Below are 18,383 nucleotides of genomic sequence, written 5' to 3' on the forward strand. Positions count from 1 at the left end.
AGGAGTCGTCCCATGCCGTCCATGCCTGTTTACGAAAACTTCATCAACGGCCAGTTCGTGGCCAGCGCTGCACACCTCGATGTGATCAACCCGGCCACCGGAGCCGTGTTGTCGAAAGTCCCGGCCTCGACCGCCGAAGACGTCGACCGCGCCCTCGCCGCCGCTCGCGCTGCGCAAAAGGACTGGTCGCGCAAACCGGCGAATGATCGCGCCGGCTACCTGCGCCGTATCGCCGCCAAGCTGCGGGAAAACGCCGCGCACCTGGCGCGCACCATTACGCTGGAACAAGGCAAGATCAGTGGCCTGGCCGAAGTCGAAGTCAACTTCACCGCTGACTACCTCGACTACATGGCCGAATGGGCGCGGCGCATCGAAGGCGAAATCATCACCAGCGACCGCCAGAACGAAAACATCTTCCTGTTCCGCAAACCGTTGGGCGTGGTGGCCGGGATTCTGCCGTGGAATTTCCCGTTCTTCCTGATCGCTCGCAAGATGGCCCCGGCGCTGCTGACCGGCAACACCATCGTCATCAAGCCCAGCGAAGAGACGCCGAACAACTGCTTCGAATTTGCCCGTTTGGTGGCCGAAACGGACCTGCCGCCCGGTGTGTTCAACGTGGTCTGTGGTGACGGTCAGATTGGCGCGGCACTGAGCGCGCACAAAGGCGTGGACATGATCAGCTTCACCGGCAGCGTCGACACCGGCTCGCGGATCATGGCCGCCGCCGCACCGAACATCACCAAGCTCAATCTGGAACTGGGCGGCAAGGCGCCGGCCATTGTGCTGGCGGACGCCGATCTGGATCTCGCCGTTAAAGCCATTCGCGATTCGCGCATCATCAACAGCGGTCAGGTGTGCAATTGCGCCGAGCGGGTGTACGTCGAGCGCAAGGTGGCGGATCAGTTCATCGAGCGCATCGCGGCAGCCATGAGCGCGACCCGCTATGGCGATCCGATTGCGCAATCCGATGTGGAAATGGGTCCGCTGATCAACCGCCAGGGGCTGGACAGCGTCAACCGTAAAGTCCGCACGGCGTTGAGCCAGGGCGCGAGCCTGATCAGCGGTGGGCAAGTTGCCGACCTGCCAAATGGCTTCCACTTCCAACCCACGGTGCTTGCCGGTTGCCGCGCCGACATGGAGATCATGCGCGAAGAGATTTTCGGCCCGGTGCTGCCGATCCAGATCATCGACGACCTCGACGAAGCCATCGCCCTGGCCAACGACTGCGACTATGGCCTGACCTCGTCGATCTACACCCGCGACCTGAGCAAAACCCTGCACGCCATGCGCGAGCTGGATTTTGGCGAAACCTACGTCAACCGCGAGAACTTCGAAGCCATGCAAGGCTTCCATGCCGGTGTGCGTAAATCGGGGATTGGCGGTGCGGATGGCAAGCATGGGTTGTATGAGTACACCCATACGCATGCGGTTTATTTGCAAGGCTGACTTACTATCAACCGTAGCAGCTGTCGAGCCCCGGCGAGGCTGCGTTCGGCTGCGAAGCAGTCGCCAAACCATTCAGCGCGGTTTTGTCTGAAAGGTTGAGGTGTTTGGTTTTACGACTGCTTCGCTGCCGAACGCAGCCTCGCCGGGGCTCGACAGCTGCTACAGAGGGTGATCAGAAATCCACAGTCGCCGACAGCAAATAAGTCCGCGGCGTCGCCAGCGTCAACCCCGGCTCGCTGTCATCCGAAGCCCCGGCCGAACTCCAGTAGCGCTTGTCCGCCACGTTCTCGACATTCGCCCGCACGGTAATGGTCTTTTCATCGACCCTGAACGCATACCGCGCGCCGACGTCGAACCGCTTCCACGAATCGATTTCCTTGTTGTTGGACTGATCCAGATACTGCGAACTGGAATAGATGCCACGACTGGTCAGGGTCAAGCCTTGCACACTCGGCACGTCCCACTCGGCACCCAGATTGACGTTGTACTTCGGCGTGGCCGGCGCGCGGTTGCCATCGAAAGTGCCGTTGGTGGTGTCGTTCAACTCGCTGTCGATGTACATCACACCGCCGAGCAGGCGGAAACCCTTGAGTGGTTCGCCGAACACGCTCAATTCCACACCATCGTTCTGCCGTTTGCCGTTCGGGCCAAAGAGCCGCGTCGTGGCGTTGGTCTCATAGGCCGGCTGCTTGATCCGGAACACGGCGGCGGTGAGGGCGAACGCCCCGGCGTCGTACTTGGCACCGACCTCGACCTGACGACTGATGAATGGAGGAAAAATCTCGTCCTCGTTCACCGAGGTCGACGGTGCGATCTTGCCCTGGCTCAGGCCTTCCATGTAGTTGGCGTACAGCGACAACTTGTCGGTCGCCTTGAACAGAATGCCGCCCGATGGCGAGAACTTTTCCTCGTCGTAGGCGGTGTCGCCTTTGACGTCATCCGACCAGTCGTCGACCTTCACCCGCTGCCAGCGGCCGCCGAGGGTCAGCAGCAAGCGGTCATCGAAGAAGCCCAGCGTGTCGGACAACGCCACGCTGCTGAAGCGGTTCTCGGTGTAGACCTCTGGATCGAAACGCGTCGGGCGGACGGGTGTAGGCGTTTCCCGAGGGTTGTAGAGGTTGCTGGGCGCCGCGGCATAACGGGAGCCACCATTTTCGAAGTCCATGTAGAAGTAGCTGGCCGCCAGGTTGACCTGATGGCTCACCGGACCAGTATGGAACCAGTTGCGCACGCCCGCCGTGGCCGTGCGGACATTTTCGTCGCGGGTGAAATCACGTGGCAGAACGCTGAAATCGCCAGCATCATTGGTGAGCGCAACGGCATGCCGGAGAAAGTCATGATTGCTTTTGCGCGCGCCCACACCGCCGTACAGCATGACTGAGTCGTTGACATCGAACTCGCCGTTCAGCGTGCCGAAGGTGTCGGTGGTTCGCGCCTGGCTCCAGGGCTGCGCATAGTTGTCGCGGACATCGTTGGCATTCGGCACTTTCGCGTTGGCGCCAATCTGCACGCGTTCCTGCGGGGCATCCGTGTCGCGTTCGGTGTGGCCGATGTCGGTCGAAAGGCGCAGGCGCTCACCGCGAAAGTCCAGGCCCAGCACGGCCATTTCGCGGTCGACGCTCTGGTGATCCCAGTCGGTGTCGCCGGACTGCTTCACCCCATTGAAACGAACGCCGAACATGTCGCCCTCACCAAAACGCCGACCGACATCCACGGCACCGCCGACCTGATTGTTGGACGCGTAACTACCGGTGAACGAGGTGATGGGCTGGTCGGTCGCACGCTTGGGCACCACGTTGATCCCGCCACCCACGCTACCGCGCGGCGAGATGCCATTGATCAACTGGCTCGGGCCTTTGAGGATGTCGACGCGGTCGGCCATCTCCATGTCGATCGTGTAGGTCGGCAGGATGCCGTAAAGACCGTTGTAAGAAACATCGCTATTGAACAGGCTGAGCCCGCGAATGGTGAACTGCTCGTAACGCCCACCCGCCGGGTTGGTGGCGCGAACCGAAGGATCGCTGGCAATCAGGTCGCCCAAGGTCCGAGCCTGCTGGTTCTTAACCGTTTCGCTGGTGTAGGTGGTCATGCTGAACGGCGTTTCCATGAAGTCTTGCGAGCCCAGCAAGCCTTGCGACCCGCGACGCGCAACCTGTCCGCCGGCATACGGATCGCCATGTTCGGTATCAACTGCACCGAGAATTGAAGTCGCGCCCAATTGCAGGCTGGCGCCGCTTGGCGCCGGAATCAGGATGTACGCCTGCCCGTCCACGGGCAGCAGTTGCAGACCGGAGTTTTGCAGCAGCCGGGAAAAGCCCTCTTCCACTCCGTAGTCACCGGACAAACCGGCACTGCTGCGACCGCTGACCAGCGCCGGATCGACCGACAGGTTGACCCCGGCCAAACCCGCGAACCGTGTCAACGCATCGCTCAGGCTGCCGGCGGGCACTTGATAGCTGCGGCGGGCGGCATCTTCGGCCCAGCTGTTAGTGATGAAAAACGGGCTGGCGCTCAGGCTCAGCAACAGGCTCAGGCGCAACAACGGGCGCAGACCGGACGACGCCGGGTGCGGACAGCAAGGCTTTACTGCGGGCATTGAAAAAGCTCTCTTGTGCGTTCAGTTGCCTTGAATGACAAGCGAGTGGAAAAAAGGGGACACGCTTCAGACAACTTTTTTGCGCGGCAGCAACGTCACCCAGTAACGGGTGCGCGTTTGCACCTCCAACGGCAGGCTGACTGCCAGCAACGCGAGAATGCGATCGGTGTCATCGAGGCGGAAACTGCCGGTGACGCGCAGCGCTTCGAGTTCTGGCTCCCAACGCAAGACACCCGGTCGATAGGTATCGAGTTCACGCAGGAAATCCCCCAGCGGCTGGTTGTTCGCCATCAACACACCTTCACGCCAACCGGGTTGCAGCACATCAAAGGCTTGCACCGCACCAGCGCCCGCCGCTTGCAGGTTGACCTGCTGACCGGCGCGCAGCGTCAGTGTTGAGCCCTGCAACGGTTGCAACCGCACGGCGCCGTTGAACACCGAGACTCGACAACCGCGATTGTCCTGGCGCACGCAGACTTCGCTTTGGCTGACGATCACTTGACCGAAGCGGGTCTGGATCGTCAATGTCGAGACACCCGACACCTTCAGCGACATTTCGCCCTCCACCAGCTTCAACCGGCGATTCGGCAAATCCACATCGACGGCGCTGGCGGTATTCAGTTGCAGGGAGCTTCCATCCGCGAGTTGCACTTGTTTGCGCTCGCCAGTGGCGGTGTGCAGATCGGCGCGCCAGACGTCCATAGGCAATTGCCGGCTGATCAGCCAGGCTGCGGGCACCAAGGCTACGGCGCCCAGTGCGCGTTTGAGCACCACGCGACGCCCAGGATCGGGACGATCGAGGCTGCTCAGGGCCAACGCTGAAGGCAGGTCGGCGAAGCGCTGACGCAAGGCTTGCGCCTTCTGCCAAGCCTGCTCATGACTGGGCGACATATCGCGCCAGCGCTGCAAGTTCGCCCGATCCTGCTCGGTGGCACCACCGGATTCGAGCAAAGCCAGCCATTGCGCGGCCGCTCGCACCACCTGACGGGCATCGGGCGCGGCGCTGTTCACAGTTCCACCAACAGACAATGCTCGTAGGCTTGCGCCATGTAGCGCTTGATCGTACGTTCGGAGACTGCCAGGCGCTCGGCGATTTGTTGATAGTTCAGGCCTTCGAGCTGACTCCAGAGAAATGCTCGCCGTACTGCTCGCGGCAATCCATCGAGCAATTCGTCCAGGGCTTGCAGGGTTTCCAGTAGTAACCAGCGCTGTTCCGGGGACGGCACGCAGTCTTCCGGCAGGGATGCCAAGGCATTCAGGTAAGCCTGCTCGAGACTGCGGCGCTGATAGAAGTTGCTCAGCAGGCGTTTGCCCACTGTGAGCAGGTAGGCACGGGGCTCATGCAGATCCGCGATCCGCTGGGAGCTGGCGAGCAAACGCAAAAACGTGTCCTGACTGAGGTCCGCCGCATCGCAGGCGTTGCCCATGCGTCGCCTTAACCAGCTCTCAAGCCAGCCACGGTGATCGCGGTACAGGTCGTGAAGGGTTTGCTCCTTCGGCATCGCTGCATCACTCATCTCAAGAAGCCCTGTGCCAAGGAGTCGTAAATGAGAGTGATTCTAATTAATGTTGCAGCGACGAACCAAGCGCTTTATGCACCGCACGTGCAGAAAGATTGGGCGGTAAGAGCGAAAGAGTAGAAAAAGCCAAATTTCAGACACAAAAAACCCCGGTCTTTCGACCAGGGTCTTTGCTATCGACTCGAAGTAAACCAGTGGCTTTCTTCGTAGCTCCAAGGCGTTCAGTAGGCCTCAGTGCAGATATGGCGCAGCGGACGGGACTCGAACCCGCGACCCCCGGCGTGACAGGCCGGTATTCTAACCGACTGAACTACCGCTGCGTATCGCTTTGGACTTTCGCCCAAGTAACTCGTTTGATTGAAGAGCTTCGGTGCTTTTCAATCGCGAACCAGACCAAAATCTGCTTCGTAAATAATGGCGCAGCGGACGGGACTCGAACCCGCGACCCCCGGCGTGACAGGCCGGTATTCTAACCGACTGAACTACCGCTGCGCGTCGGTGGAGGCATTTCAGCTTCCTTCTTGCTTTCGCAAGTTTCTCGGGAGTGGTGGGTGATGACGGGATCGAACCGCCGACATTCTGCTTGTAAGGCAGACGCTCTCCCAGCTGAGCTAATCACCCGTTTGCATCTCCGAGGCCGCGAAATTTACGCAGGTAGCGAACCTAAGTCAATAGCAGGATTGAAGTTTTTCTGAAAAAGACAAAATCGTTTCAATCCGGACAATGCCGCCAACAGTCAGACCGCTGGAGTTACTCGCTGTAAATCATCTTCTTGGTCATGCCACCGTCCACCACGAACTCCTGCCCCGTGACAAAACCGGCGTTCTTCGACAGTAACCAAGCCACCATCGCCGCCACATCCTCGACCGTCCCTACCCTGCCCGCCGGATGCTGGGCATGATCGGCATCGGTCAGCGGTTCGGCACGGCGCACGGAAGGGTCGCGCGCATCGATCCAACCCGGACTGACGGCATTGACGCGAATTTCCGGGCCAAGGCTGATGGCGAGCGCGTGAGTCAGGGCCAGCAAACCGCCCTTGCTCGCCGCATACGCCTCGGTATCGGGTTCCGATTGTCCGGCACGGGTCGAGGCCAGATTGACGATCGACCCGTTGTGAGCGCGCAGATACGGTGCACAGTGCTTAGCCAATAGCATTGGCCCACTGAGGTTCACCGCCAACACCCGATTCCAGTAAGCCAGATCGAGGCTTTCCAGAGTGATGTTGTGCGGATCGGCCACCGCCGCGTTGCACACCAACGCATCCAGACGCCCGAACTGCCCCAGCACCTCGGCAACACCCAGCGCGACCTGCCCTTCATTCGAAACGTCCATGGCGATGAACCAGGCATTGTCGCCAAGCACCTTCGCCACTTTCGAACCGCGCTCGCGATCCAGGTCCGTCAGCACGACTTGCCAGCCCTCGCTGACCAGCCAGGCCGCAATCCCCAATCCAATGCCCCGCGCAGCACCGGTTACCAGTGCAACGCGACCATTGGAAGCGGGTGGCGTGGACAGCTCGATCACAAGGCAGCCAACCCGCGCGCCAGGTCGGCTTGCAGGTCTGCCACATCTTCCAGGCCGACCGCAACGCGGATCAGGCTGTCACGAATGCCCGCGGCTTCACGCTCTTGCGGCGCCAGACGGCCGTGAGAGGTGGTGCTCGGGTGCGTGATGGTGGTTTTGCTGTCGCCCAGGTTGGCGGTGATCGAAATCAGGCGGGTTGCATCGATAAACCGCCAGGCGCCCTCTTTGCCGCCCTTCACTTCGAAGCTCACCACTGCGCCGAACCCCTTCTGCTGACGCAGGGCCAATTCGTGCTGCGGATGGCTCTTGAGACCGGCGTAATGGACTTTCTCGATGCCGTCCTGCTGCTCCAGCCACTCGGCCAGTTGCTGGGCGTTGGCGCAGTGCGCCTTCATCCGCAGGTTCAGGGTTTCCAGGCCCTTGAGGAAGATCCACGCGTTGAACGGGCTCAAGGTCGGCCCGGCAGTGCGCAGGAAACCCACCACTTCTTTCATCTGCTCGCTACGACCTGCAACGACACCGCCCATGCAACGTCCCTGGCCGTCGATGAACTTGGTCGCCGAGTGCACGACGATGTCCGCGCCCATTTTCAGCGGCTGCTGCAAGGCCGGAGTGCAGAAGCAGTTGTCGACCACCAGCATCGCGCCTTTGGCGTGAGCGATTTTCGCCAGTTCGGCGATGTCGACCAGCTCGGCCAGCGGATTGGACGGCGACTCGACGAACAGCAATTTGGTGTTGGCCTTGATTGCCGCGTCCCAGCCGGACAAGTCCGCCAGGGCCACGTAATCGACTTCGATGCCGAAACGCTTGAAGTACTTCTCGAACAGGCTGATGGTCGAGCCGAACACACTGCGCGACACCAATACGTGATCGCCGGCGCTGCACAGGCTCATCACCACCGCCATGATCGCAGCCATGCCGGTTGCGGTGGCCACGGCTTGCTCGGCGCTTTCCAGGGCCGCGATGCGCTCTTCGAAGGCGCGCACGGTCGGGTTGGTGTAGCGCGAGTAAACGTTGCCCGGCACTTCCCCGGCAAAACGCGCAGCGGCGTCGGCAGCGGTGCGAAATACATAGCTGGAAGTGAAGAACATCGGATCACCGTGTTCGCCTTCCGGCGTACGGTGCTGACCGGCACGTACGGCCAGGGTATCGAACGCTACGCCTTCGAGGTCGCTGTCCAACCGACCGGCATCCCAATCCTGACTCATGCTGTCACTCCTTTCCCTAATTCTCGTCAATTAAAAGCCGGATACAAAACCGGCCCCTCAGGGCCGGTAATTACTCAGTTGTTGTACAGATCGATGATCGCGCTGACTGCCTGCGTCTTGACCTTGGAGGCATCGTTGCGTGCCTGCTCGATCTTGTTCAGGTAAGCCTCGTCGACGTCGCCGGTGACGTACTGGCCGTCGAACACCGCGCAATCGAACTTGTCGATCTTGATCTTGCCGCCACCGACCGCTTCGATCAAGTCAGGCAAGTCCTGATAGATCAGCCAGTCAGCGCCGATCAGGTCAGCCACGTCCTGGGTCGAACGGTTGTGGGCGATCAGTTCGTGGGCGCTCGGCATGTCGATGCCGTAGACGTTCGGGAACCGCACGGCTGGCGCTGCGGAACAGAAGTAGACGTTCTTGGCGCCCGCTTCACGTGCCATCTGGATAATCTGCTTGCAGGTAGTGCCGCGAACGATGGAGTCGTCCACCAGCATCACGTTTTTGCCGCGGAATTCCAGCTCGATGGCGTTGAGCTTCTGGCGTACGGATTTTTTACGCGCAGCCTGGCCCGGCATGATGAAGGTCCGGCCGATGTAGCGGTTCTTCACGAAGCCTTCGCGGAACTTCACGCCCAGGTGGTTTGCCAGCTCCAGGGCCGCGGTGCGGCTGGTGTCCGGTATCGGGATGACCACGTCGATGTCGTGCTCAGGACGTTCGCGCAGGATCTTCTCGGCGAGTTTCTCGCCCATGCGCAGGCGGGCCTTGTACACCGACACGCCGTCGATGATCGAGTCCGGACGCGCAAGGTACACGTGCTCGAAGATGCACGGCGTCAGGGACGGGTTGGTCGCGCACTGACGGGTGTGCAGCTTGCCGTCTTCAGTGATGTAGACCGCTTCGCCCGGTGCCAGGTCGCGAATCAGGGTGAAGCCGAGCACGTCCAGGGACACGCTTTCGGACGCGATCATGTATTCGACGCCTTCGTCGGTGTGACGCTGGCCGAACACGATCGGGCGGATGCCGTGCGGGTCGCGGAAACCGACGATGCCGTAACCGGTCACCATCGCCACGACGGCGTAACCACCGACGCAACGGTTGTGCACGTCGGTGACGGCGGCAAACACGTCTTCTTCGGTTGGCTGCAACTTGCCGCGCTGGGCCAGTTCGTGTGCGAACACGTTGAGCAGCACTTCCGAGTCGGAGCTGGTGTTGACGTGGCGCAGGTCAGATTCGTAAATCTCCTTGGCCAGCTGTTCAACGTTGGTCAGGTTACCGTTGTGCGCCAGGGTGATGCCATAAGGCGAGTTGACGTAAAACGGTTGAGCTTCGGCCGAGGTCGAGCTGCCCGCGGTCGGATAGCGCACATGGCCAATGCCCATGTGGCCAACCAGGCGCTGCATGTGACGCTGTTGGAACACGTCACGCACGAGGCCGTTGTCCTTGCGCAGGAATAACCGGCCATCATGGCTGGTCACGATACCGGCAGCGTCCTGGCCGCGGTGCTGGAGGACGGTTAGCGCGTCATACAGCGCCTGATTGACGTTCGACTTACCGACGATACCGACGATGCCACACATGCGACGCAACCCCTACTTAATGGATCTGAACTGAACACAACTCACTGAGGCGTTTTGGCCATCGGCAAGAGGTGTTCCTTGAACGGTATTTCAGCGGGTACGCTGATACCGCTGGCAAGCCACTGACTGCTCCACCCGAGAATCAGGTTTTTGGACCAATCGGCGACCAATAGAAATTTTGGCACGAGTTGCGACTGCTGCCACCACTCGTCCTGCTGTACCGGCCCCAGGCTCAAGAGCCCGACCGCCACGACCACCAGCAACACGCCACGCGCGGCGCCGAAGGCCATGCCGAGGAATCGATCGGTCCCGGACAACCCGGTGACGCGTACCAATTCGCCGATCAGATAATTGATCATTGCGCCTACGATCAACGTGGCTACAAACATGATGGCACAGCCCGCGATCACGCGAGCCGAAGGTGTTTGAATGTATCCGGCGAGGTACTCGGACAATGAGCCACCGAACATCCAGGCAACGGCTCCTGCGATGATCCAGGTCACCAGCGACAGTGCTTCTTTGACGAAGCCGCGGCTCAGACTGATCAATGCGGAGATGGCGACGATTGCAACGATCGCCCAGTCAACCCAGGTAAATGGCACAGTGCAGCCTACAGACGGATAAGGCGGCGCATTTTAGCAGAGCCCATGCTTATCGGTAAGCTGCGATTGTCAGTGCATTTCAAATCGGTGCGATAGATTTCTCTGCCGAGACCGCATGCGGCCTTTGTAGCAGCTGGCGAAGCCTGCGTTCGGCGGCGCAGCCGTCGTAATTGCTGACACCGATAGCGGCGGCTTCGCCACCGAACGCAGCCTCGCAGGCTCGACAGCAGCTACAGAAAACGGGGAATTTTGTTAGCCGCGCTCTGGTTGAAAACGCACCACAAACCCCTTGAGGTTCTGCTGGCGGTTCAACAGATCACGCAGACGATCGGCTTCGGCACGCTCGATCAGCGGCCCGACAAACACCCGATTCTTGCCGTCGGCGGTACGGATATAGGCGTTGTAACCCTGGCTGCGCAGGGTCTTCTGCAGCTTTTCCGCACTTTCACGATTGGCCAGGCTGGCCAGTTGCACCGACCAGCTCACCGAGAGGCCATTGGCATCGACGCGGCTTTGCGTGGTGTCCGGCTTGCCCGGAGCCGCGGTGATCGGCTGGGCCGGCGCGGTCGCAGGTTTTGCCGCGAGCGCCGGGACCGGTGCTGGAGCAGGAGGCGGCGTGACCGGTTTTGCGGTTGGCGCTGGCGCGACAGGCGCAACGGGTACTTCCTGCTGGGCGATTTCGTCATCGCTCGGCACTGGCTCCTGAGGCAAGGCTTGCGGCTCAGGCACCACCACCGGCTCAACCTGCACCTGCGGCATCGCCGGGGCTTGCGGTGCAGCCGGGGCTTCAACCGTCACGTGGCGCTGCTCATCCTGCCGCGAGAACAGCATCGGCAGGAAAATCACCGCCAGCGCCACCAGAACCAGGGCGCCGACCATGCGCTGTTTGTAGGCCTTATCCAGCAATGCCATTTGCCGCTTCCTCCGTGGAGCGCCGGGCCAGCCATTCCAGGGCCTCGGCGACACAATAAAATGATCCGAACAACAGAATTTCGTCGTCGCTCGTTGCCAGCGCGCCCTGCCCTTCCAAGGCGGCAGCCACGCTGTCATAAGACGTTACTGAAGCGCCGCGCTTGCGCAGCGCTTCGTGCAAATCGTTAACCGGCCGCGCCCGTGGCGAATCCAGCGGTGCGACAGCCCAGTGCTCGACACTAGCACTCAATTCGTCAACAACACCATCCAGATCCTTGTCCGCCAGCAACCCGAACACCGCCAGACGCTTGCCGACCGGTGGACGGCTGGCCAGACGCCGCGCCAGATACTCTGCCGCATGGGGGTTGTGCCCCACATCCAGCAACAGGTTAAGACGCTTGCCCTGCCAGTTGAACTGCCGACGATCGAGACGACCGACCACCCGCGTCGCTTGCAGCGCCTGGACAATCTGCGCATCCACCCAAGGCAGACCGAGCAGCAGATAGGCCTGCAGAGCCAGCGCAGCGTTTTCCATCGGCAGATCGAGCAATGGCAGATCGCGCAGTTCGACCGCACGACCCTGAGCGTCAAGACCGCGCCATTGCCAGTGGTGATCGGTGATGCCGAGATCGAAATCGCGCCCACGCAGGAAAAACGGGCAATTGAGCTCGCGCGCTTTGTCCAGCAAGGGTTGCGGAGGATTCAGGTCGCCGCAGAGCGCAGACGCGCCCTGACGGAAGATGCCGGCCTTCTCGAAGGCCACGGACTCGCGGGTATCACCCAGGTAGTCTGCGTGATCGACACCGATGCTGGTGACCAGCGCCATGTCGGCGTCGACCACGTTGACCGTGTCCAGACGCCCGCCCAGACCGACTTCCAGCACCACGGCATCGAGCCCGGACTGTTGAAACAGCCAGAACGCCGCCAGGGTGCCCATCTCGAAATAGGTCAGGGAAGTGTCGCCGCGACCGGCCTCAACCGCAGCGAAGGCCTGGCACAGCTCGGCGTCAGTGGCTTCGACGCCGTTGACCTGCACCCGCTCGTTGTAGCGCAGCAGGTGCGGGGAATTGTAGACACCGACTTTCAGGCCCTGCGCCCGCAGCAACGAAGCCACGAACGCACAGGTAGAACCCTTGCCGTTGGTGCCGGTGACCGTGATCACCCGAGGCGCCGGCTTGCCCAGTCCCATGCGGGACGCTACCTGTTGCGAGCGCTCAAGGCCCATGTCGATGGCCGAAGGGTGCAACTGCTCAAGGTAGGCGAGCCACTCGCCAAGGGTACGCTGGGTCATATGTTGGCAGGCACCGGCGGAACGACGATCGGCTCGATTGGCGCAGCGACGAACTTCGGCGTCGGCAGGCCCATCATTTGTGCCAGCAGGTTGCCCAGGCGCGGACGCAGCTCCTGACGGTGAACGATCATGTCGATTGCGCCGTGCTCCAGCAGGAACTCGCTGCGCTGGAAGCCTTCCGGCAGTTTTTCGCGCACGGTTTGCTCGATCACGCGCGGACCGGCAAAACCAATCAGGGCTTTCGGCTCGCCGACGATCACGTCGCCCAGCATCGCCAGACTGGCGGAAACACCGCCGTAGACCGGATCGGTCAGTACGGAGATGAACGGAATGCCTTCTTCACGCAGACGCGCCAGCACCGCGGAGGTCTTGGCCATTTGCATCAGGGAGATCAGCGCTTCCTGCATCCGCGCACCACCGGAGGCGGAGAAGCAGATCATCGGGCAGCGTTTTTCCAGCGCGTAGTTGGCGGCGCGCACGAAGCGCTCGCCGACGATGGCGCCCATCGATCCGCCCATGAAGGAGAATTCGAACGCCGAAACCACCACCGGCATGCCCAGCAGCGTACCACTCATGGAGACCAGTGCGTCTTTTTCGCCGGTCTGCTTTTGTGCAGCGGTCAGGCGATCCTTGTACTTCTTGCCGTCACGGAATTTCAGACGGTCAACCGGCTCCAGGTCCGCGCCCAGCTCGGTACGGCCTTCGACGTCGAGGAAAATGTCGATACGGGCGCGTGAGCCAATACGCATGTGATGGTTGCACTTGGGGCAAACGTCCAGGGTTTTTTCAAGCTCTGGACGATACAGCACAGCCTCGCAAGACGGGCATTTGTGCCAAAGACCTTCAGGCACCGAGCTCTTCTTGACCTCGGAACGCATGATCGAAGGGATCAGTTTGTCTACTAACCAGTTGCTCATGCTTTCTTTCTCCAGTACCGGCGGCCCGAACGCTCTGGTTCGCAGCCCCGCGTATGCCCTAGCGCTAAATTCATGTGTGCGGCGATGATCGCTGGATTGCCGGGTCAGGAAACTTGACCTGCGTGCAACTCCAAATAACCCTCAGCCATGCCTGCTTTGTGCAAGTGCAGTTACTGACGGCGGCAGTGTGCCAGCCGTCACATGCGAGCCGGATCAAAAGATCGCAGCCTCGTTTCACTCGACAGCTCCTACAACGCTCCTGCAGCCGCCTTGATAAATGCCTGAATCTTTGCGTGATCCTTGATGCCTTTGCTCGCCTCTACCCCGCCGCTGACATCCACGGCATAAGGCCGGACCCGAGCCACTGCATCGGCGACGTTATCCGGGGTCAATCCGCCCGCGAGAATGATCGGCTTGCTCAAGCCCTGAGGTATCAGAGACCAGTCGAACGCCTCACCGGTTCCACCGGGAATGCCTTCGACATAGGCGTCGAGCAGAATGCCGCTGGCACTCGGATAAGCCTCGCACGCCGCGACAATGTCGTCGCCGGCCTTGACCCGCAACGCTTTGATGTACGGACGATCCCAGCTTTCGCACTCCGCGGCGGTTTCATCGCCATGGAACTGCAACAGATCCAGCGGCACGGCATCGAGGATCTCGCTCAACTCGGCACGGCTGGCGTTGACGAACAAACCGACGGTGGTGACAAACGGCGGCAGCGCCTTGACGATCGCACGTGCCTGCTGGAACGTCACCGCCCGCGGGCTCTTGGCGTAAAACACAAATCCGATGGCATCGGCCCCGGCTTCGACCGCTGCCAACGCATCTTCTATGCGGGTAATCCCGCAAATCTTGCTGCGAACGGCTGACATGTCGATAAAACCCCACGGCAAATCCGAGAAAGTCCCGGATGGTAACAAAAGCGTTCGAGGGCGTCAGCCGTCAAGTTCGGAGAAACCGGTGAGGAAGTGTGGGCCAATGTAACGCTCGGGCAATTCGAACTCGTCGCGGTACTCGACCTGCACCAGATACAGGCCAAACGGATGCGCCGTCACCCCGCCCGAACGGCGGATTCGGCTCTCCAGCACTTCTTTCATCCACTCCACCGGACGCTCGCCGGCACCGATGGTCATCAGCACACCGGCAATGTTGCGCACCATGTGATGCAGGAAGGCGCTGGCCCGGATATCCAGCACGATCATCTTGCCGTGGCGCGTGACACGCAGGTGATGCAGCTCCTTGATCGGCGACTTGGCCTGGCACTGACCGGCGCGGAAAGCGCTGAAATCGTGGGTACCCACCAGGTATTGCGCCGCCTCGGCCATGCGCTCGACGTCCAGCGGACGGTGGTTCCAGGTGATTTCTTCGTTCAGGTGCGCCGGACGGATCTGATCGTTGTAGATCACGTAGCGATAACGCCGGGCGATGGCCTTGAACCGCGCATGAAAATGCGCCGGCATGACCTTGGCCCAACTGACACTGACGTCATGCGGCAGGTTGATGTTGGCGCCCATGACCCAGGCTTTCATCGACCGCTCGACCTGGGTATCGAAATGCACCACTTGCCCGCAAGCATGCACGCCGGCGTCGGTACGCCCGGCGCACAGCAGCGAAACCGGCGAATCGGCGACTTTGGACAAGGCGTTTTCAAGGGTTTCCTGCACGGTGAGCACGCCGGAGGCCTGGCGCTGCCAGCCGCGATAGCGCGAGCCTTTGTATTCGACGCCCAACGCGATCCGGTAAAAGCCCTCGGCTGCCAGTTCGGCGGCCGGGTTATCTATATTTGCCAAGGAGTGACAGCCTGCTGATGTACGCAAAGGCGGGCATTATAAGGTGCTCGGGCGGGGATGCCAGAGGCGGGTCGCCGAAGATCAAAAGATCGCAGCCTTCGGCAGCTCCTACAAGGTATCGCATGTCCTTCTGCAGGAGCTGCCGAAGGCTGCGATCTTTTGATCCCACAAGCAAAAACGGCAGCCTCAATGGGCTGCCGCTTTATCCAACGATTGACTCAAGCCAGACGCGAAAGCATCTCCTTGGCTTCGCTCTTCTGCCCGGCATCGCCTTCGGTTACCACCTCATTGAGGATGTCGCGGGCGCCGTCGTTGTCGCCCATGTCGATGTAGGCCTGGGCCAGATCGAGTTTGGTAGCGACTTCGTCGGTGCCGGACAGGAAATCGAAGTCCGGCTCGTCGCCCACGGTCGCCAAGGCATCATCCACGGTGAACGTAGGCTCGCTGATGCTCTGGGACAGGCGATCCAGTTCGGCGTTGACGTCATCCAGCTCGGACTCGAATGCATTCGGAGTCGTTGCAGCGTCCATTTCGTCGGCCAGCGACAAGTCGAAATCGGCCGGCAGCTCCAGGTCGTCCAGCGGTGCTTCGGCCACGGTTGGCGCTTCGACCGGCGGCAGATCCTTCACGCCCTCATCCAGATCCAGCAGGAAGTCGTCTTCCGCCAGAATGGCTGGGGACGGTTCGGCACCGAGGTCCATGTCCAGATCGAAATCCGAAAGGTCGTCGAGGTTTTCCTTGATTTCAGTCTGCTGCTGCAACACCGACTCAAAGCTCAGATCGTCGTCCAGCGGGAAATCTTCCAGCTCGTCCAGAGTCGCAATTGGTTCCGGTTCCGCCCGCGGCGCTGTCGCAGCAGCTGCCGGAGTGATGTTGTCCAGGTCATCAAGACTTAGATCGAAAGCACTGTCGAGATCGTCGACGGCCGGGGCTGGAACAGGTTCAACAGCGACCGGCGCCACGTTTTCCAGGTCATCGAGACTCAGATCGAAAGCACTGTCGAAGTCGTCGTCAATCGGCGCGGGCTCTGATTCTGGTGCTTGCGGCTCATCCAGCAACAGATCCTTGACGTATTGCGCGTCCAGCTCGGCGGCGACGGCAGCAGCGGCGATACCGCCAGCAGCGACCAGGGCCATGGCCGGGAAACGGCTTTTCAGTTTTTCGACCTGGGCGAAGTTGTCGCCATTGGCCACCAGCTGACGCTCTTGAACCACGAACGCATCGCGGTCGCCCTGCAGACCGTAGACTTCCATCAGCTTAAGACGCAGATCACTGCGCTGCGGCTCTTGCTTGATGCCCTCTTCCAGCAGCGCGGCAGCCTGGTTCAGACGACCGGCAGCGATGTGCGACTGGGCTTGACCCAATACATCGTCCGAGCGCTCGGCGGCTGGAGCGACCAGCGGCGCTGCAATCGGTGGCGTTACCACAACCGGGGTAATCACTGGCGCTGGCGCAGGTGCCGGAGCGGTCGCAAGCTTCACGCTTGGCGGTGGAACTTCCAGGCCTTCGAAGCTGCTTTCAGGCAGGTCGAGTTCGGCGGAGAACTCTTGCTCTTCGGACAAGGCACGGGCCATGCGCAGGTGTTTCTCGGCTTCCTGCTGGGCTTTGCGGCGACGTGCCAGCAACAGCAACAACAGCAAAACGACTACCGCCCCGCCACCGGCCAGACCCAACAGCCACGGGTTGGTCAGCAACTCGTTGAATTTCTGCTCGTCGGAGGCCGCCGGTTTTGGCTCGACGGGTTGTTCAGCTGGCGCCGGAGTGGCTTCAGGAGCTGCCGGCACCGCAGCCACAGGCTCGGCAGGCGTTGCAATCGGATTGGGCGCCAGCTCAGCGGTGATCGCCGGAGCGGTCGCGGCAGTAGCGGCAGCCGGCGCGCCCGCGGCGCCTTCGGCCTGCAACTTGGCCAGTTGATTGTTCTTCAGTTCGATCAGGCGTTGCAGCTTGTCCATCTGACTTTGCAGATCGGCCACGCGGCTTTTCAGTTCGGCGTTGTCACGACGGGTCGTGTCGAGGCTTTCCTGGGTGACGGCCAATTTGTTGCCCAAAGCCTTGGCATCACCTGCAGCACCTTTGCCACCGGCCTTGCCGGACTCGGCGGAAACCAGGCTCAGCTTGTCCTGACCGGCTTGCGTGGCTGGCGCGTCACCACGACCGCGATTGGTCGCATCGAGTTGCTGCTGGCCGGTGCCAGGCTTCGCCACATAACGACGGCCCTGGCGCCACGCGGTGTTCTGCGCCGCCACTTCGGCAATGGCCTTGGGTTGCGGCAGATTGGTGCTTTGCGCCTGATCCGGCAGGCGCAGCACTTGCCCGGTTTTCAAGCGGTTGATGTTGCCGTCGATGAAGGCATCCGGGTTCAGCGCCTGGATGGCCAGCATGGTTTGTTGAATCGAACCGCCATTGCGCGCCTTCGCTGCGATTTCCCAAAGGGTGTCGCGGGGCGTGGTGGTGTATTGGGTCGGTTTGGTTGCGCCGGTGACAGGCGTGGTGCCGGTCGGCGCCGGTTGCGCAGCCGCTTCAGCGGTTTGCGGCGAGAATTTGGACGGATCGAGCAGCACGCTGTAGTCGCGCAGCAAACGACCGTTGGGCCACATCACTTGAACCAGGAATTTCACCATCGGTTCGGAGAGCGGCTTGCTGGAGGTCACACGCAGGATGCTTTTACCACTGGCGTTAAGCACCGGGGTAAAGGTCAAGTCGTTGAGAAACGCCTGGCGGTCGACACCGGCCTTGGCGAAATCTTCAGGTGAAGCCAGGCTCGGCACCACTTCGGCAGCGGTGAGATCCTTGACATCGAGCAGCTCGATTTCCGCCACCAGCGGCTGGTTGAGCGTCGATTTCAGGGTCAGCTCCCCGAGCCCGAGGGCATGCGCCATACCGGAGGACAGCGCCGAGGCGGCCGCTATTGCTAACACCAGTTTGCGAACTTGAACCATAGCTCATCCTTAGTTTGAACATTCCTCGGCCAGCGAGAAGGTGTTGATTGCCGCTGCC

The 18,383-nt window shown here is 61.1% G+C and carries 14 protein-coding genes and 3 tRNA genes; 1 reads left to right on the top strand and 16 read right to left on the bottom strand.

The window, feature by feature from the left end; translation table 11 throughout:
* Positions 1 to 12: 12 nt before the first annotated feature.
* Positions 13 to 1,446, top strand: coding sequence for an aldehyde dehydrogenase (aldA, locus tag ACM110_RS14625; RefSeq protein ID WP_416128310.1), 1,434 nt, complete (start codon positions 13 to 15; stop codon positions 1,444 to 1,446).
* 172 nt (positions 1,447 to 1,618) lie between these two features.
* Here aldA and ACM110_RS14630 read toward each other — a convergent pair whose 3' ends face one another.
* From ACM110_RS14630 to ACM110_RS14705, 16 genes are all read right to left on the bottom strand, one after another.
* Entirely contained in the window at positions 1,619 to 4,042 is a 2,424-nt protein-coding gene (locus tag ACM110_RS14630; RefSeq protein ID WP_416128311.1) for a TonB-dependent siderophore receptor, read from the bottom strand.
* 66 nt (positions 4,043 to 4,108) lie between these two features.
* Positions 4,109 to 5,053, bottom strand: coding sequence for a FecR domain-containing protein (locus ACM110_RS14635; protein WP_416128312.1), 945 nt, complete (start codon positions 5,051 to 5,053; stop codon positions 4,109 to 4,111).
* Positions 5,050 to 5,559, bottom strand: coding sequence for a sigma-70 family RNA polymerase sigma factor (locus ACM110_RS14640; protein WP_416128313.1), 510 nt, complete (start codon positions 5,557 to 5,559; stop codon positions 5,050 to 5,052). The genes ACM110_RS14635 and ACM110_RS14640 overlap by 4 nt, the downstream gene beginning before the upstream one ends.
* Positions 5,560 to 5,805: 246 nt before the next feature.
* Positions 5,806 to 5,882, bottom strand: a tRNA-Asp gene (locus tag ACM110_RS14645).
* A 95-nt stretch (positions 5,883 to 5,977) separates the two neighbouring features.
* Positions 5,978 to 6,054: transfer RNA gene (locus ACM110_RS14650), tRNA-Asp, on the bottom strand.
* Positions 6,055 to 6,107: 53 nt separating this feature from the next.
* Positions 6,108 to 6,183: transfer RNA gene (locus tag ACM110_RS14655), tRNA-Val, on the bottom strand.
* Positions 6,184 to 6,312: 129 nt separating this feature from the next.
* Entirely contained in the window at positions 6,313 to 7,086 is a 774-nt protein-coding gene (locus ACM110_RS14660; protein WP_416128314.1) for an SDR family oxidoreductase, read from the bottom strand.
* Entirely contained in the window at positions 7,083 to 8,294 is a 1,212-nt protein-coding gene (locus ACM110_RS14665) for an O-succinylhomoserine sulfhydrylase (RefSeq protein ID WP_150715390.1), read from the bottom strand. The genes ACM110_RS14660 and ACM110_RS14665 overlap by 4 nt, the downstream gene beginning before the upstream one ends.
* A gap of 74 nt (positions 8,295 to 8,368) precedes the next feature.
* Positions 8,369 to 9,874, bottom strand: coding sequence for an amidophosphoribosyltransferase (purF, locus tag ACM110_RS14670; protein ID WP_338585814.1), 1,506 nt, complete (start codon positions 9,872 to 9,874; stop codon positions 8,369 to 8,371).
* 41 nt (positions 9,875 to 9,915) lie between these two features.
* Positions 9,916 to 10,476 carry a CvpA family protein gene (locus ACM110_RS14675; protein WP_338585813.1) on the bottom strand — a complete coding sequence of 187 codons (561 nt, stop codon included), beginning with the start codon at positions 10,474 to 10,476 and terminating at the stop codon, positions 9,916 to 9,918.
* A 252-nt stretch (positions 10,477 to 10,728) separates the two neighbouring features.
* Positions 10,729 to 11,388, bottom strand: coding sequence for an SPOR domain-containing protein (locus tag ACM110_RS14680; protein WP_416128315.1), 660 nt, complete (start codon positions 11,386 to 11,388; stop codon positions 10,729 to 10,731).
* Positions 11,372 to 12,679, bottom strand: coding sequence for a bifunctional tetrahydrofolate synthase/dihydrofolate synthase (folC, locus tag ACM110_RS14685; RefSeq protein ID WP_416128316.1), 1,308 nt, complete (start codon positions 12,677 to 12,679; stop codon positions 11,372 to 11,374). The genes ACM110_RS14680 and folC overlap by 17 nt, the downstream gene beginning before the upstream one ends.
* Entirely contained in the window at positions 12,676 to 13,596 is a 921-nt protein-coding gene (accD, locus tag ACM110_RS14690; protein ID WP_416128317.1) for an acetyl-CoA carboxylase, carboxyltransferase subunit beta, read from the bottom strand. The genes folC and accD overlap by 4 nt, the downstream gene beginning before the upstream one ends.
* Before the next feature lie 248 nt (positions 13,597 to 13,844).
* The gene (locus ACM110_RS14695) at positions 13,845 to 14,468 is read right to left on the bottom strand and encodes a phosphoribosylanthranilate isomerase (protein WP_416128318.1); all 624 of its coding nucleotides are present in this window, start codon (positions 14,466 to 14,468) and stop codon (positions 13,845 to 13,847) included.
* A 63-nt stretch (positions 14,469 to 14,531) separates the two neighbouring features.
* Positions 14,532 to 15,386, bottom strand: coding sequence for a tRNA pseudouridine(38-40) synthase TruA (gene truA, locus ACM110_RS14700; RefSeq protein ID WP_416128319.1), 855 nt, complete (start codon positions 15,384 to 15,386; stop codon positions 14,532 to 14,534).
* A gap of 218 nt (positions 15,387 to 15,604) precedes the next feature.
* Positions 15,605 to 18,325 (bottom strand): FimV/HubP family polar landmark protein, encoded by a 2,721-nt coding sequence (locus ACM110_RS14705; protein WP_416128320.1) that lies wholly within the window; start codon positions 18,323 to 18,325, stop codon positions 15,605 to 15,607.
* Positions 18,326 to 18,383: the final 58 nt, after the last annotated feature.

The sequence above is a fragment of the Pseudomonas sp. NFX98 genome (genome assembly GCF_047784845.1).
GTDB lineage: Bacteria > Pseudomonadota > Gammaproteobacteria > Pseudomonadales > Pseudomonadaceae > Aquipseudomonas.